This window comes from Streptomyces actinomycinicus, assembly GCF_016741775.1.
GTDB lineage: Bacteria > Actinomycetota > Actinomycetes > Streptomycetales > Streptomycetaceae > Streptomyces > Streptomyces actinomycinicus.
This window is the reverse complement of the sequence record NZ_JAERRK010000014.1, coordinates 94,570-108,091: the sequence shown is the minus strand read 5'-3', so window position 1 is coordinate 108,091 and position 13,522 is coordinate 94,570. Positions and strand designations below refer to the sequence as shown.

Here is a 13,522-nt window from a genome sequence, read left to right as displayed (position 1 = left end):
CCCGACTCTTCTTCCTCGGGCTCTTCACCCCATCAGGTGACTCACCCGGCGGGTGGCCGTGCGAGGCCCTTGGTGTAGGCGTAACGCACGGCCTGCGCGCGGTCCTTGAGGCCCGTCTTGGCGAAGAGGTTGTTGATGTGCGTCTTCACGGTGGCGGTCGACACGTTCAGTCTGCGCGCGATCTCCTGGTTGTTGAGGCCTTCGGCGATCAGCACCAGGACCTCGGTCTCCCGCGCGGTGAGCCCGTCGGGCGCCTCGGCCGGAGCCGGTGGCGGCTCGGGCTGGGACAGCCGCTCCAGCAACCTGCGCTGGACGCTGGGCGAGAGCCCCGCATCTCCCGACAGCACGCTCTGCACGGCGCGTACGATCTCGTCCCCGCCCGCGTCCTTGGTCAGGTACCCCTTGGCACCGGCCCGCAGCGCGGGGAACAGCGAGTCGTCGTCCGCGTACGTCGTCAGCACCACCACCTGGGTTCCCGGATACTGCGCCCGGATCCGCCGGGTGGCCTCCACACCGTCGCAGCGGGGCATCCGGAGATCCATCAGGACCACGTCCGGAGCCAGTTCCCCGACCAGCCGCACCGCCTCCTCACCATCGCCCGCGGCGCCGACGACCTCCAGACCGGGCAGCAGTCCGAGCAGCATCACGATGCCCTCACGGACCACGGTCTGGTCGTCGGCCACCACGACCCGCGCAGGCTTCCCACTCCCTTCCGTCTCCGTCATCCGGGCACCTTCAGCGTCACCACGAACCCCTCCTCGTCCGGCCCCGCGTCCAGCGAACCGCCCAGCAGTTCGGCACGTTCACGCATCCCCAGCAGACCGTACCCGGCTCCGGCATCGCCGAGTTCGCCCGGCCGTCCCCCCGAGTCCCGTACGTCCAATGTCACTTCGTGCTCGTGGTAGTCGAGCCTCACCTGCACCTTGGCGCCCTGGGCATGCTTGCGGACGTTCGTCAGCGCCTCCTGCGCGACCCGCCGTACGGCCTGGGACGCCTCGGCCGGCAGCGGTCTGCTCTCACCCGTGACGGTGACCTCGGCGCCGTCGGCCGTGCTGACCAGCTCGCTCAGGAAGTCCTCCAGCGGGGTCAGCTCTCCGCGCAGCGCGGACAGCGCCTGCCGGGTCTCGGCGAGGCCGTCGCGGGCCATTCCCCGGGCCGCCACCACCCGTTCCAGGATCCGCTCGCGGTCCGCGCCGTTCTCGATCAGCAGCCGGGCCGCCTCCAGGTGCACGAGCTGCGCCGAGAGGCTGTGGGCCAGTACGTCGTGGATCTCCCGTGCGATGCGCGCCCGCTCGGCCAGCGCCGCCGACTCCGCCTCGGCGAGCCGAGCGGCGCGTTCCTGGGCGAGCAGTCGCTGTGCACTGCCGCGGGCTTCCGCGTCCAGCCTGAGGACGTAGCCGGCGAGGGCCATGCCCACCACGGTCGCCGCGGTGGTCAGCCACACGTCGTTGTTGAACGCGGAGTATGAGGCCAGGGCCACCGATGTCACGGGCAGGGCGGCTGCCAGGGGCAGTCTCTCCAGGGCGGAGATCCCGCACCCGCACCAGATCACCAGGGCCGGTCCTTCGAAGCCTGTGGCCTGTGCCGTGACCGCGATGCCCAGAAGCACGGTGATGAGCGCCAGGGAGGGCACCAGCCGGTGCGCGTACGTCGTGCGGAAGAAGGCCCAGGAGACGAGGCCGGCCAGCAGGACCGTCGCGGCAGCGGCGAGCGCACCCCAGATGCCCAGGTGCTTCCGGCTGAACGCGGCCCACAGCAGCAGGCCGATCAGCACCAGCCTGACAGCCCAGGTGAGCATGCGGCGGGGCCGGGAGACTCCCGCGCGGCCGAGCGCTTCACGCGAGGGCCAGCGCGTCCAGGCGTGCTCCTTCATGCATGCTCCTTCCACGCCGGCCGCAGGCCGTCACCGTACGCCGGGGCGGCAGGGGCCACGGAGCCGTGGGGCTGAGCCCGCCAGGCCAGGATCCCGGCGCGGACCAGCAGCGTGCCGGCCAGACCGAGCATCAGGGCCGAACTGTCCTGGTGCACGCCGAGTGCGTTGCCGAGACCGAAGACGCCGGCCCGCAGGGCTATGCCGACGAGCCACACGGCGACGCTGGCCTTGGTGCTCTTGGTCCAGACGACCCCGTCCGCCGCTGTCCAGACACGGGTGGTCCAGGCCCAGCCCGCGCCCGTGGCGAGACCGATCAGGACCTCCACCGCGAGCAGCGCCGCCGATTCGGTCTCGTGGTGCGCGTCGAGAATGCCGGGCTCACGCAGCGCCACGACGGCGAAGATCACGGGCAACAGCCACCAGCGGCGGTCGGTGTCGATCGCACGGGCGCGGGACTGCCGCGCGATCACTATGGCGAGCACGGCCACGATCACCAGCGCGTTGACGAGCCCGGGCATCAGTGCCTCCGTGAGCGAGAAGGTGGTGCCGGGAGCGAGCGCTGCCGACGCCTTCCAAACTACGGAAATGCGCAGGTCAGGGGATCGGAGCCAGGGTGGATCACGGGTGGAACCTCTCAACGGCCCGCCTCCACCCTCGGGTGGAGGCGGTGCGAAGGACCGTCGGGCGCCGTGGGCCGGGCGGCGTGGTCGGGTGACGTGGTCGGGTGGCGTGGGCAGCCAGGCGTGACCACTGGAGGGGCCGGCAACTGGCACGGACCGGGGCTGGGCGCCCCCTCTTAGCCGACCTGCCTCCGGAGAGAGGCCGCCCGTCCTCTGCCTGCGTACCGGCGGCGGAACCTCGGCTTCCTCCGCCGGTCACCGGCCCCGGCCCGTCGGTCGTGACCCGTCACGCCAGGCCGTCGCCGTCTCCGCCCAGCCGCCCGACCGCCCCAGACGCCCCGCCAACGGGCCGGCCAGGTAGGCCGGAGGCCGGTGCGGCGGCTATGCGTCGATACGCGACCGGTCCAGCGTCGCCGCCGAGCCGGAGATGAACTCCTTACGGGGCGCGACGTCGTTGCCCATCAGCAGGTCGAAGACCTCCTCGGCGGCATCCAGGTCGGAGAGGTTGATGCGGCGCAGGGTGCGGTGGCGCGGGTCCATCGTGGTCTCCGCCAGCTGGTCGGCGTCCATCTCACCCAGACCCTTGTAGCGCTGGATGGAATCCTTGTACCGGATGCCCTTGCTCTGGAACTCCATGAGTGTGTCGCGCAGCTCGCGGTCCGAGTACGTGTAGACGTACTTGTCCTGGCCCTTCTTGGGCTGGATCAGCTCGATGCGGTGCAGCGGCGGCACCGCGGCGAAGACCCGGCCCGCTTCGACCATGGGCCGCATGTACCGCTGGAACAGCGTGAGCAGCAGGCAGCGGATGTGAGAGCCGTCCACATCGGCGTCGGTCATCATGATGATCTTGCCGTAGCGGGCCTGGTCGATGTCGAACGTGCGGCCCGAGCCCGCCCCTATGACCTGGATGATCGCACCGCACTCGGCGTTCTTGAGCATGTCGGTCACCGACGACCGCTGCACGTTGAGGATCTTGCCGCGGATCGGCAGCAGGGCCTGGAACTCGGAGTTCCGGGCCAGCTTGGCCGTACCGAGCGCGGAGTCGCCCTCGACGATGAACAGCTCGCTGCGGTCGACGTCGTCACTGCGGCAGTCGGCGAGCTTCGCCGGCAGGGAGGAGGACTCCAGGGCGGTCTTCCGGCGCTGGGCGTCCTTGTGCTGGCGGGCGGCGACCCGGGTACGGGCGGCCGCGACCACCTTCTCCATGACCACCCGGGCCTGGGCGGCGGCGTCCCGCTTGGTGGAGGTCAGGAACGCCTTCAGTTCCTTGGCGACCACGTTGTTCACGATGCGGCGGGCCGCGGACGTGCCGAGCACCTCCTTGGTCTGGCCCTCGAACTGCGGCTCGGCCAGGCGCACGGTGACGACGGCCGTGAGGCCTTCGAGGGCGTCGTCCTTGACGATGTCGTCCTCGGCGACGCGCAGCAGCTTCTTGGCGCGCACCGTCTCGAGCAGCGTCTTGGTGACGGCCTGCTCGAAGCCGGCCACGTGGGTGCCGCCCTTGGGGGTGGCGATGATGTTGACGAAGGACCGGAGCGTCGTGTCGTATCCCGTGCCCCAGCGCATCGCGATGTCCACGCCCAGTTCGCGGGTGACCTCGGTCGGCGTCATCTGGCCGTGTTCGTCCAGGACCGGGACGGTCTCCTTGAACGTGCCCTTGCCCGAGAAGCGGAGGACGTCGCAGACCGGCTTGTCCTTCGCCAGGTACTCGCAGAACTCGCTGATGCCGCCGTCGAAGCGGAAGGACTCCTCGCCCTTGCTGCCGCCCTCACCGAGGCCGTACTCGTCGCGGACGACGATGGTCAGGCCCGGCACCAGGAAGGCGGTCTGCCGGGCACGCTGGTGCAGGGTCTCCAGGGAGAGCTTGGCGTCCTTCAGGAAGATCTGCCGGTCGGCCCAGTAGCGCACGCGCGTACCGGTGCGCGTCTTGGGGATCTTCTTGGCCCTGCGCAGGCCGCTCTTGGCCTCGAACTTGGCGTCGGCGCCGCCTGCGGCGAAGGCGCCGGGCACGCCGCGCCGGAAGCTGATGGCGTGGGTGTGGCCGCCGCGGTCCACCTCGACGTCGAGACGGGCGGAGAGGGCGTTGACCACGGAGGCGCCGACGCCGTGCAGACCACCGGAGGCGGCGTAGGAGCCGCCGCCGAACTTGCCGCCCGCGTGGAGCTTGGTCATGACGACCTCGACGCCGGAAAGGCCGGTCCTGGGCTCGACGTCCACGGGGATGCCACGGCCGTTGTCGCGCACCTCGACGGAGGCGTCGTCGTGGAGGATCACCTCGATGTGGTCGCAGACGCCCGCGAGCGCCTCGTCCACGGAGTTGTCGATGATCTCCCACAGGCAGTGCATCAGACCGCGGCTGTCGGTCGAGCCGATGTACATGCCCGGGCGCTTGCGCACGGCCTCGAGGCCCTCGAGGACGAGCAGGTGCCGCGCGGTGTAGTTGGAACCGTCCCGGTCTGCTCCTGCCAGCAGCGCTGTGGACGGCACGGACGTATCGGCGGTCACGCGGTTCGCTCCTCGCTGAATTTCAGGTGGCCCCCTTTTGGGTAAGGGGGCGGCTTCGGTCGCCGCTCAGAGGGTACCGAGGCCTGGTAGAGCCGGTGTAACGCCACCCTCGTCGAGAACTCAGACTAGTCCAGGCTCGCATGCATGTTCGATCCCTCGATGGAGTGAAGTACATATCACGTTCCCTTGGGGGCATGAACCATTTAGGCTCCGGGCACGTCCTCATGAACAACCGGCAACCCGGCCGGGAGGACCGAGACCGACAAGACAGCGCGAACCCGTACGCACACTAGAGACGCACTACGGCACATTCGCCGCCAACCGGCAGCAAACAGCCGCCCCGGAAGAATTTTTCGAGGAAAAGCCACGAGCGGGAACGTTTTCGGGCTGGTTGGATGTTGACCCTGGTACGACAGCTCGTCGAGCTAGAGAAGAGGCGACGTGACTACTGTTCTGACCCCCGCGAGCCCGCTGACGGCCGCCGATCGCTGCGACCGCTGCGGCGCCCAGGCATACCTGCGCGTCGTCCTGCTCAGCGGCGGAGAACTGCTCTTCTGCGCCCACCACGGTCGCAAGTTCGAGCCGGAACTCAAGAAGATCGCCGCTGAGATACAGGACGAGACGGAGCGGCTCACGTCCGTTCCGAACACCGCTTCCGAAGAAGAGCGCTGAATCTCGCACACCCGACGAGCCAGCCCCGGCCCAGGCCGGTGAACGGGCGGCCTCTCCTCATGGGAGAGGCCGCCCGTGCTCATGCTTCCGCACCCGCACTCAGGCGCGTGTGCCCGGCCGTTCCGCAGCCCTGGCAGCGGGCTCCAGCGCCCGTGCGATCTCGGACACGCGCGTGTAGACACCCGGGGTGCCCGGCCGGCCACAGCCGCTCCCCCACGACACGAGCCCGATCAGCCGCCCCGCGGCCACCAGAGGCCCGCCGCTGTCCCCCTGACAGCTGTCCGGGCCACCGGTGACCTCACCCGCGCACAACATCGTGGCGGGCAGATAGGCGCCCTCGATCCCCCCGGGGTAGGCGCGGGAACACTCGTCGTCGGGCAGCACGTGCAGGCGTGCGGCATGAAGCCGGCGCGCATAAGCTCCCCCGCCGGTCGTGTCGCCCCAGCCGGACACCAGAGCCTCGGTGCCCGGTGTGTAGACGGGGTCGCCCGCGCGCGCCATGGTGATGACCGCGCTCTGGGGCAGCGGCTCGGCGAGGGTGACGAACGCGAAGTCGCCCGAGTTGGTCAGGGCCTCGTACTGGGGATTGATCTGCACCTGCCGTACGGCGATCTCCTCACCCTCGGCCGAGAGCAGATCGGTGCGGCCCTCGATGACCTTGAGGTCGCGCACTCGGCTCGGCGGCACCCCGAGGGCTTCCTCGGTCATACAGTGGGCCGCGGTCACGACCAAGGTTGGTGCGACCGCCACTCCGCCGCAGAACTGGCCCGCCCGCATTCCTCCGAACCGGTCACGGCTGGCCAGCGCCACCGTCCACGGAGCCTGTGAGACGTCTATCGGGAACCCACCCACCACGACACTGTCAGCCCTCCCCTCGGCCGCCCCCACCAGGGGTATGAAGGCCGTGGTGGCCGCCAGCACCAGCGGCCTGATCAGTGCCCGGACAACGGAACGACGCATGCAGGCTCCTCACTCGGGGGATCTTCCGGGACACCCAGAGTCATGCACGCGCCCGAAGCGCGCAGCACGAAGGCCCGGCTCCCGCGGGGAGCCGGGCCTTCGGCGTCGTACGACCGCGACCTAGTCGAGGTAGTCGCGCAGCACCTGCGAACGCGACGGGTGGCGCAGCTTCGACATGGTCTTGGACTCGATCTGACGGATGCGCTCACGCGTCACGCCGTACACCTTGCCGATCTCGTCGAGGGTCTTGGGCTGACCGTCGGTGAGACCGAACCGCATGGAGACGACGCCGGCCTCGCGCTCGGACAGGGTGTCCAGAACGGAGTGCAACTGCTCCTGCAGGAGCGTGAAGCTGACGGCGTCGGCGGGGACGACGGCCTCGGAGTCCTCGATGAGGTCACCGAACTCGCTGTCGCCGTCCTCACCCAGGGGGGTGTGCAGGGAGATGGGCTCACGGCCGTACTTCTGGACCTCGATGACCTTCTCCGGGGTCATGTCGAGTTCCTTGGCCAGCTCCTCCGGGGTGGGCTCGCGGCCCAGGTCCTGGAGCATCTGGCGCTGCACGCGCGCGAGCTTGTTGATGACCTCGACCATGTGCACCGGGATACGGATGGTGCGGGCCTGGTCGGCCATGGCGCGGGTGATCGCCTGACGGATCCACCAAGTGGCGTACGTGGAGAACTTGTAGCCCTTGGTGTAGTCGAACTTCTCGACCGCACGGATCAGACCGAGGTTGCCCTCCTGGATGAGGTCCAGGAAGAGCATGCCGCGGCCGGTGTAGCGCTTGGCCAGGGAGACCACCAGACGGAGGTTGGCCTCCAGGAGGTGGTTCTTGGCGCGGCGGCCGTCCTCGGCGATGATCTCCAGCTCGCGCTTGAGCTTCGGGGCGAGCTTGTCGGAGTTCGCCAGCTTGTCCTCGGCGAACAGGCCCGCCTCGATGCGCTTGGCCAGTTCGACCTCCTGCTCGGCGTTGAGCAGGGGGACCTTGCCGATCTGCTTCAGGTAGTCCTTGACCGGGTCGGCGGTGGCGCCGGCCGCGGCGACCTGCTGCGCGGGCGCGTCGTCCTCGTCCTCGTCGGACAGGACGAAGCCGGCGCTCTCGGTGCCCTCGGGCTCGTCGGCGACCTTGGTGTCCTCGAGGACCTCGTCCTCGAGAATCTCGACGTCGTCCTTCTTGGCCGTGGTCTTCTTGGCGGCCGTCTTCTTCGCGACGGTCTTCTTGGCGACCGTCTTCTTGGCGGTCGTCTTCTTGGCGGCGGCAGCCTTCTTGGCGGGTGCGGCTTCCTCGGCGGAGTCGGCGGCTACCGGAGCGGCGGGCGCCGCGGGGGCGGCCGTGCTGGCGGTGGCCTTCCTGGTGGTCACCGTCTTCGCCGCGACCGTCTTGGTGGCGGTGCGCTTGGCCGGGCTCTTCGCTGCGACGCTCTTGCGGGTGCGCTTGGGCTCTGCGGCACTGACCATCAGCGTCACACCCTCTTCCTCAAGAATCTGGTTGAGGCTGCGCAGTACGTTCTTCCACTGAGTGGCCGGAATCTGGTCAGCTTCGAAGGCCCGACGCACATCGTCGCCGGCGATCTGCCCCTCAGCCTTTCCCCGCTCAATGAGCGCCATGACAGAGACGGACTCGGCGATCTCCGGCGGGAGCGTACGGGATGTGCTGGCCGACACGAACAACCTCTCGGAACGTTGGAAAACGGCTTCCGGCACCGTCCACTGCGGACGGGAGCCGACCACCGGCCTGGGGATGGGCCGACGGAGCGGGCGGGGGCCGGGAAGATGCACAGCGCCTTGCATGGCGTCCGTATTCCCTCCGCGGCTGTCACCTCTTAGGTCATCGCGCTGTTCCCACGAGCGTTACGCCCAATCTGCGTGGCCCGAGTCACACCCCGTAAGCGGTCAAAAGCGGTCAGATATGCACAGAGAGGATCATCCGTAGTGGTCGGCCCGACCGCACCCAGGGCCACGGCGGCCCGACGCGCCGCCGGACCCTGCCGGACCTTCGGGGGTCCGGCAGGGTCCGGCGGCGGCCGGTACCAGGGCCCGGCGCCGCCACGAGCACCATATGGACGCCGCACACCGGCGACCGCACCGCGTCGGTCGCGGGGTCAGTGCTCACGCGGGGCCGGGACCACGCGCTCCACCTCGGGGTGGACGGTGAGCAGCTGACGCATGGCCGACTCCGCCGCCGTGCCGTCGCCGGTGCCGAGCGCGTCGACGATCCGCGCGTGCTGCGCGAGCGAGGCCTCGTTCGGCCGGTCACATCCGGTCACCGGGCCGCCGGACACCTGGAGCGCGGCCGAGACGATGCCCGAGAGGTGCTCCAGCATGCGGTTGCCCGCGATCTGGATGAGAAGCGAATGGAACTCGGTGTCGGCGCGCGAATAGGTGAGGGCGTCGCCCTGTGCCATGGCGTGGCTCATGATCTCGACCATGTCGCACAGGCGCTGCTGCACCTCCTCACGCCCGTGCCCGGCCGCCAGCCGGGCGGCGAGCGGCTCGATCGTCCAGCGTAGCTCGCTGAGCTCCCGGCGCTGGTCGTCGCGCTGGGGCCCGAAGGCCCGCCACTCGATGATGTCCGGGTCGAGGAGGTTCCAGTCGCTGACGGGACGCACGCGTGTGCCGACGTTCGGGCGGGCGCTGACCAGGCCCTTGGCCTCGAGGACACGGAGGGACTCGCGGACGACGGTGCGGGAGACCTCGAAGCGCTGGCCGATCTCCTCGGGCACCAGCGGACGGTCCGCGCCCAGGTCGCCCGAGACGATCATCTGCCCCAGCTGCTGGACGAGTTGGCCGTGCAGTCCGCGTCCGCGGCTGCCCGCGGCCCGCCGGCCGACGCGGCCCAGCTCGGGGTCCCCGCCGTCCCAGGCGGGCGCACCGACGCGGTCGGCCACCGGGGCCTCGGCGTAGTGGTAGCGGTCGAGATCGCCCGGGCCGGCGAGACCTGAGTCTGCGGAGCGGGCGGCGGTCATCATGGTGTGCGCAAGGGTACTCACGGATCCTTTGTCGGCGCCGCCTCCAACTCCCTTGAGGTCTTTGGTGAAAAGCACACGAAAGGGTGATCGCTCACCCCGTCGCAATTGACGCCTTATCGGAAAGAAATGGGCTTTCTGCGGGGAGTTGTGTGCACAGCAGGACCGGAAGCGTACGTGCGGTTGTCATCGGAATCTGGTCCGCAATGTGGTGAGCAGGTACGCGCACAACAGTGCCGTGAGGGACAACGCCATTGCCCCTCCCACGGGTTGAGCAAGGATCCGCACGACCGCGAGCAGGTAGCGGTCCCCTCCGAAGGGCCACTGGATCAGGAAGACCTCGCGCACCCGTCCCGGGAGGTCGGCCGCCATCCGCACGGCCGGGCCCTGCAGCGCCCTGTGCACGACGGGGACGACGAGGACGGGTACGGCGAGGACGGCGGCCAGGCCGGCCGTCGTGGACCGGAACACGCCGGCCGCCAGCACACCGGCCCAGGCGCACCCGACGACCAGCCCGAACCAGCTCGCGATCAGTGGGAGCCAGTCCGCGGGAACTTGTGTCAGCTCCCGTCCGTAGACGATGTAGAGCACTTCGGCGTCGCAGCCCACGGTGAGGAAGGCGAGCATCACCGCGGTGGCTCCGGAGACGAGCAGTTTCGCGGTGAGCAGTCCCAGCCTGCGGGGCACGGTGCCACGGTCCGCCGCCAGGGCGGGGTGGCGGAACTCGTCCCCGAATGCCAGCGCACCGAGCAGGCCGGCGGCGAGGGCCGCGGGCGGCAGTGGCAGCTCTCGGGGCCATGCGGCGAACAGTCGCGCCTGCGGGGTGTGACCGATTCGCGCCAGCAGTACGGCGGCGAGCGCGGACACGACGAGTACGGCGCCGCACGTGAGGAACCCTGTGCCGATTCCGGTGGCGCGCCGGATCTCGTAGCGGAGGGGGCGGAGGGGACTGCGGGCGGGGCGGACGGAGATGGGGGGCGGCAGGGGGGAGAGGGCGGCGGCAGCGCGGGAACCGTCCGTGCGGGCGGCGCGGCCGGCCTGCGACTGCCCGCTGTCCGGATTCCTGGCCCCGGGGAGGCGCGTGCGGGTGGCGGTGACGCCCGCGGCGAGGGTGCGGGTGCCGCCGGTCCGGGGTCCGGATGCAGTGGTCGACCCGCCGGGGCTGTGATCCGGTGCGGTCGGGCCGGCGGCTCGCTCCGGCACCTCGCCGGGGGCATCACCGGTCCCGCCCTTGCCCTCGGCTGCGGCTGTTGCGTGCGCAGCCCCGTCGGACGGCGAGGCCGCGGCCGGTGACGTGCCCGGAGCCGGAGTGCCTGAAGGGGGCTCCGTGAGGTCCCGCAAGGATGGCCGGCCGAGGGGTTCGGCGAGTCCGGACCGGTCCTGATCGGTGGCCCGTGCCCATGTCGGCAGCGGGACACCGGCACTCCTCGGCCCGTCCTCGGCCGGGGGGTGGCCGGCAGGCCCTTCCCCTTCCGGGGCCGACGGTTCGGCCGCCGTGTGCTCCCGGTGTCCCGACGGGCGATCGCCGGCCGCGGTACCGCGGTTCTCCGGCGAGGGCCCCGGCACCGGCGTGGCCTGCTCCGGACCGGGCCGGTCCGGGGCCGACGCACGGGGTTCCGCCGCCGCCTGGTCGACCGCTGCCGTCTCCGGCTCCCTCACCGTCTCCCCGGTGCCGGACGCGCCCACCGGCATGCCGGGGTCCGTGACGTCCGGCCACACGGCTCGCTCCGGCGCTGCCGGTGGCTCGCTCCCGGCCGGGCCGGGGTCCTGTGGTGCGCTGCCGCGCGCGGCCGTAGCGGAGGGCAGTGCCGAGAAGCCGGGGCCGGTGGCTCCGTTCCGGACCCTGGCACGGTCGGTTCCGCCCTGCTCCCGCTCCGGCTGCGCCTGGGCCTGCGCCACGCCCGACTCCTCCGTCGGCGGCGCCTCCGGCGCGGGCTGCCGGGTACGAGCGGCGGGCGTCCCTTCGTCGGACCCGGTGTCGGCGCCCGGGCCCATGTCTCCCACTTCGTCGGCGAGTTGATGAACGAGGATGCCGTTACGGAAGGCGATCTCCCCGACATCGGCGGTCGTGCTGCCGTACACCGAGAGGCGGTTGCCGCCCTCTCGCACGACTTCCACGGAGCGACGGGCGGTCCGGGCGTCCTTGGCGAGCAGGGCCGCGAGACGGGCGGCATGGGGACTGCGGACGGCCACGCGCGGGCGCAGCCGGGTGCGGGCGAACTCTCTGCCCTCCTGGTCGGCGACGAGTCTGCCGCCGTCGAGGGTGACGACCCGGTCCGCGGTGCGCGCGGCTTCCTTCGGGTCGGCCGTGGTGAGGAGCACCGTGCCGCCCTGGGTGGCGTGAGCCCGCAGCATTCCGTGCAGCCACTGCGCCTCCCGGACGGAGAGGCCGTCCGTGGGCTCGTCCAGGACGAGTGTGTGCGGGTCGGGCAGCAGGGCGCAGGCCAGGCCGAGTCTGCGGTCCATGCCGCGCGACAACGTGCCGAGGCGCTCTTCACGGAGGCTGACGAGGCCGACCACTTCGAGGACCTCGTCGGCGCGCCGGGCCGGAACTCCCGCGGCCGCGCAGAGCATGCGCAGATGGCCGCGGACCGTGCGCGCCGGGTGACCCGGTACGTCACCGAGGAGTACGCCGACTTCCCGGAACGGGTGGGCGATCCGGTGCAGTGGCCGTCCCCTGAAGTAGGTGATGCCGCGCCCCTGTTGGAGCTCGAGCATCAGCTTGAGCACCGTCGTCTTTCCCGCACCGGCACCACCGAGGAGCGCGGTGACATGGCCGGCGCGCGCCTCGAAGGAGATGTCGTCGACAGCGGGCGGATGCGCCTTGCGGGAGTTGCTGGTCAGTCCGAAGGCCTGGATCACCTGCAGCAAGATAGCGCGACATGTCCGGTTTTTCGGGTATAAGGCGCTTTGCTGTCTGATGCGGCGTCAACTGAGGCCGTCGATGTCCGCCGTTCGATGCAGCCGCGACTCAACCGGGAAGGCGGGTGCGCCGGTCGTACCGAGGGTCGACCACCCCTGTGCCTCACACCTCCGGGCGCAGCATCGGAGGGTTGAGCAAAGTGGCACCACCAGCCCGGAAGAGCTGGGCCGGCCGGCCGCCCTGACGTGTGGTCGTACCTCCCGTGGGGACGAGGAATCCGGGGGTCCCGGTGACCTTGCGGTGGAAGTTGCGCGGGTCGAGGGCCACACCCCACACCGCCTCGTACACCCGCCGCAGCTCTCCGACGGTGAACTCGGGCGGGCAGAACGCGGTGGCCAGCGACGAGTACTCGATCTTGGAGCGGGCCCGCTCCACTCCGTCGGCGAGAATCCGGGCGTGGTCGAAGGCGAGCGGTGCCACGGGCTCGCCCTCGCGGCCGTACCCGCCCTGCTGGAGCAGTTCCTCGACCGGCGCCCAGCGTGCGTTGCTCGCGTCGCCGCCGGCCCGCGGCGCGGGCAGGTCCGGTGCGAGCGCGAGATGCGCGACGCTGACCACCCGCATCCGCGGATCCCGCTCGGGGTCGCCGTAGGTGGCGAGCTGCTCGAGGTGGGCTCCGTTGTCCTGGGCCGGCGCCGAAGGGTCGTGGGCACGCAGCCCGGTCTCCTCGGCCAGCTCACGCGCCGCCGCCTGGGACAGATCCTCGTCGTCCCGCACGAAGCCGCCGGGCAGCGCCCAGCGCCCCTGGAAGGGGGGCTCGCCCCTGCGTACCGCCAGCGCGCACAGGGCATGGCGGCGCACGGTCAGCACGACCAGGTCCACGGTGACGGCGAAGGGCGGAAAGGCTGACGGGTCGTAGGGCATGCCGCGATCATAGTCGTCTTCCTGACGATAAACACTCCCTTCGCCGGCGGCACCGGCGGTGGTCCCGCTTCGTTCCGGTATGAGGCGCAGCGTCGGCTCCGCTTCGCCGAGCCGGTCGTGTCGTACGAGGTCACGCCCCTCT

General features: G+C 70.8%; 10 protein-coding genes. 1 reads left to right on the top strand and 9 read right to left on the bottom strand.

What is annotated here, in order from left to right; all coding sequences use genetic code 11:
* Positions 1-41: 41 nt before the first annotated feature.
* From JK359_RS24845 to JK359_RS24830, 4 genes are all read right to left on the bottom strand, one after another.
* Positions 42-725, bottom strand: a complete 684-nt coding sequence (locus tag JK359_RS24845) for a response regulator transcription factor (RefSeq protein ID WP_201839827.1) — start codon at positions 723-725, stop codon at positions 42-44.
* Entirely contained in the window at positions 722-1,873 is a 1,152-nt protein-coding gene (locus tag JK359_RS24840) for a sensor histidine kinase (RefSeq protein ID WP_201839823.1), read from the bottom strand. The genes JK359_RS24845 and JK359_RS24840 overlap by 4 nt, the downstream gene beginning before the upstream one ends.
* Positions 1,870-2,391, bottom strand: coding sequence for a DUF1453 family protein (locus JK359_RS24835; RefSeq protein WP_201839820.1), 522 nt, complete (start codon positions 2,389-2,391; stop codon positions 1,870-1,872). Before JK359_RS24835 ends, JK359_RS24840 begins: the two co-directional genes overlap by 4 nt.
* Before the next feature lie 483 nt (positions 2,392-2,874).
* Positions 2,875-4,998 (bottom strand): DNA gyrase/topoisomerase IV subunit B, encoded by a 2,124-nt coding sequence (locus JK359_RS24830; protein WP_201839817.1) that lies wholly within the window; start codon positions 4,996-4,998, stop codon positions 2,875-2,877.
* A gap of 441 nt (positions 4,999-5,439) precedes the next feature.
* Between JK359_RS24830 and JK359_RS24825 the strand changes: the two genes are divergently transcribed.
* A complete protein-coding gene (locus JK359_RS24825; RefSeq protein WP_030735014.1) occupies positions 5,440-5,670 on the top strand; it encodes a DUF7455 domain-containing protein in 231 nt (76 codons plus the stop codon).
* A gap of 99 nt (positions 5,671-5,769) precedes the next feature.
* Here JK359_RS24825 and JK359_RS24820 read toward each other — a convergent pair whose 3' ends face one another.
* From JK359_RS24820 to JK359_RS24800, 5 genes are all read right to left on the bottom strand, one after another.
* A complete protein-coding gene (locus JK359_RS24820; protein ID WP_201839815.1) occupies positions 5,770-6,630 on the bottom strand; it encodes a serine protease in 861 nt (286 codons plus the stop codon).
* A 120-nt stretch (positions 6,631-6,750) separates the two neighbouring features.
* Positions 6,751-8,295 carry an RNA polymerase sigma factor gene (locus tag JK359_RS24815; RefSeq protein ID WP_201839813.1) on the bottom strand — a complete coding sequence of 515 codons (1,545 nt, stop codon included), beginning with the start codon at positions 8,293-8,295 and terminating at the stop codon, positions 6,751-6,753.
* A 437-nt stretch (positions 8,296-8,732) separates the two neighbouring features.
* Positions 8,733-9,620 carry a FadR/GntR family transcriptional regulator gene (locus tag JK359_RS24810; RefSeq protein WP_201839811.1) on the bottom strand — a complete coding sequence of 296 codons (888 nt, stop codon included), beginning with the start codon at positions 9,618-9,620 and terminating at the stop codon, positions 8,733-8,735.
* Positions 9,621-9,782: 162 nt separating this feature from the next.
* Entirely contained in the window at positions 9,783-12,458 is a 2,676-nt protein-coding gene (locus JK359_RS24805; RefSeq protein ID WP_307788266.1) for an ATP-binding cassette domain-containing protein, read from the bottom strand.
* A 163-nt stretch (positions 12,459-12,621) separates the two neighbouring features.
* Positions 12,622-13,380: an NUDIX hydrolase gene (locus JK359_RS24800; protein ID WP_201839800.1), complete on the bottom strand. Its 759-nt coding sequence runs from the start codon at positions 13,378-13,380 to the stop codon at positions 12,622-12,624.
* Positions 13,381-13,522: the final 142 nt, after the last annotated feature.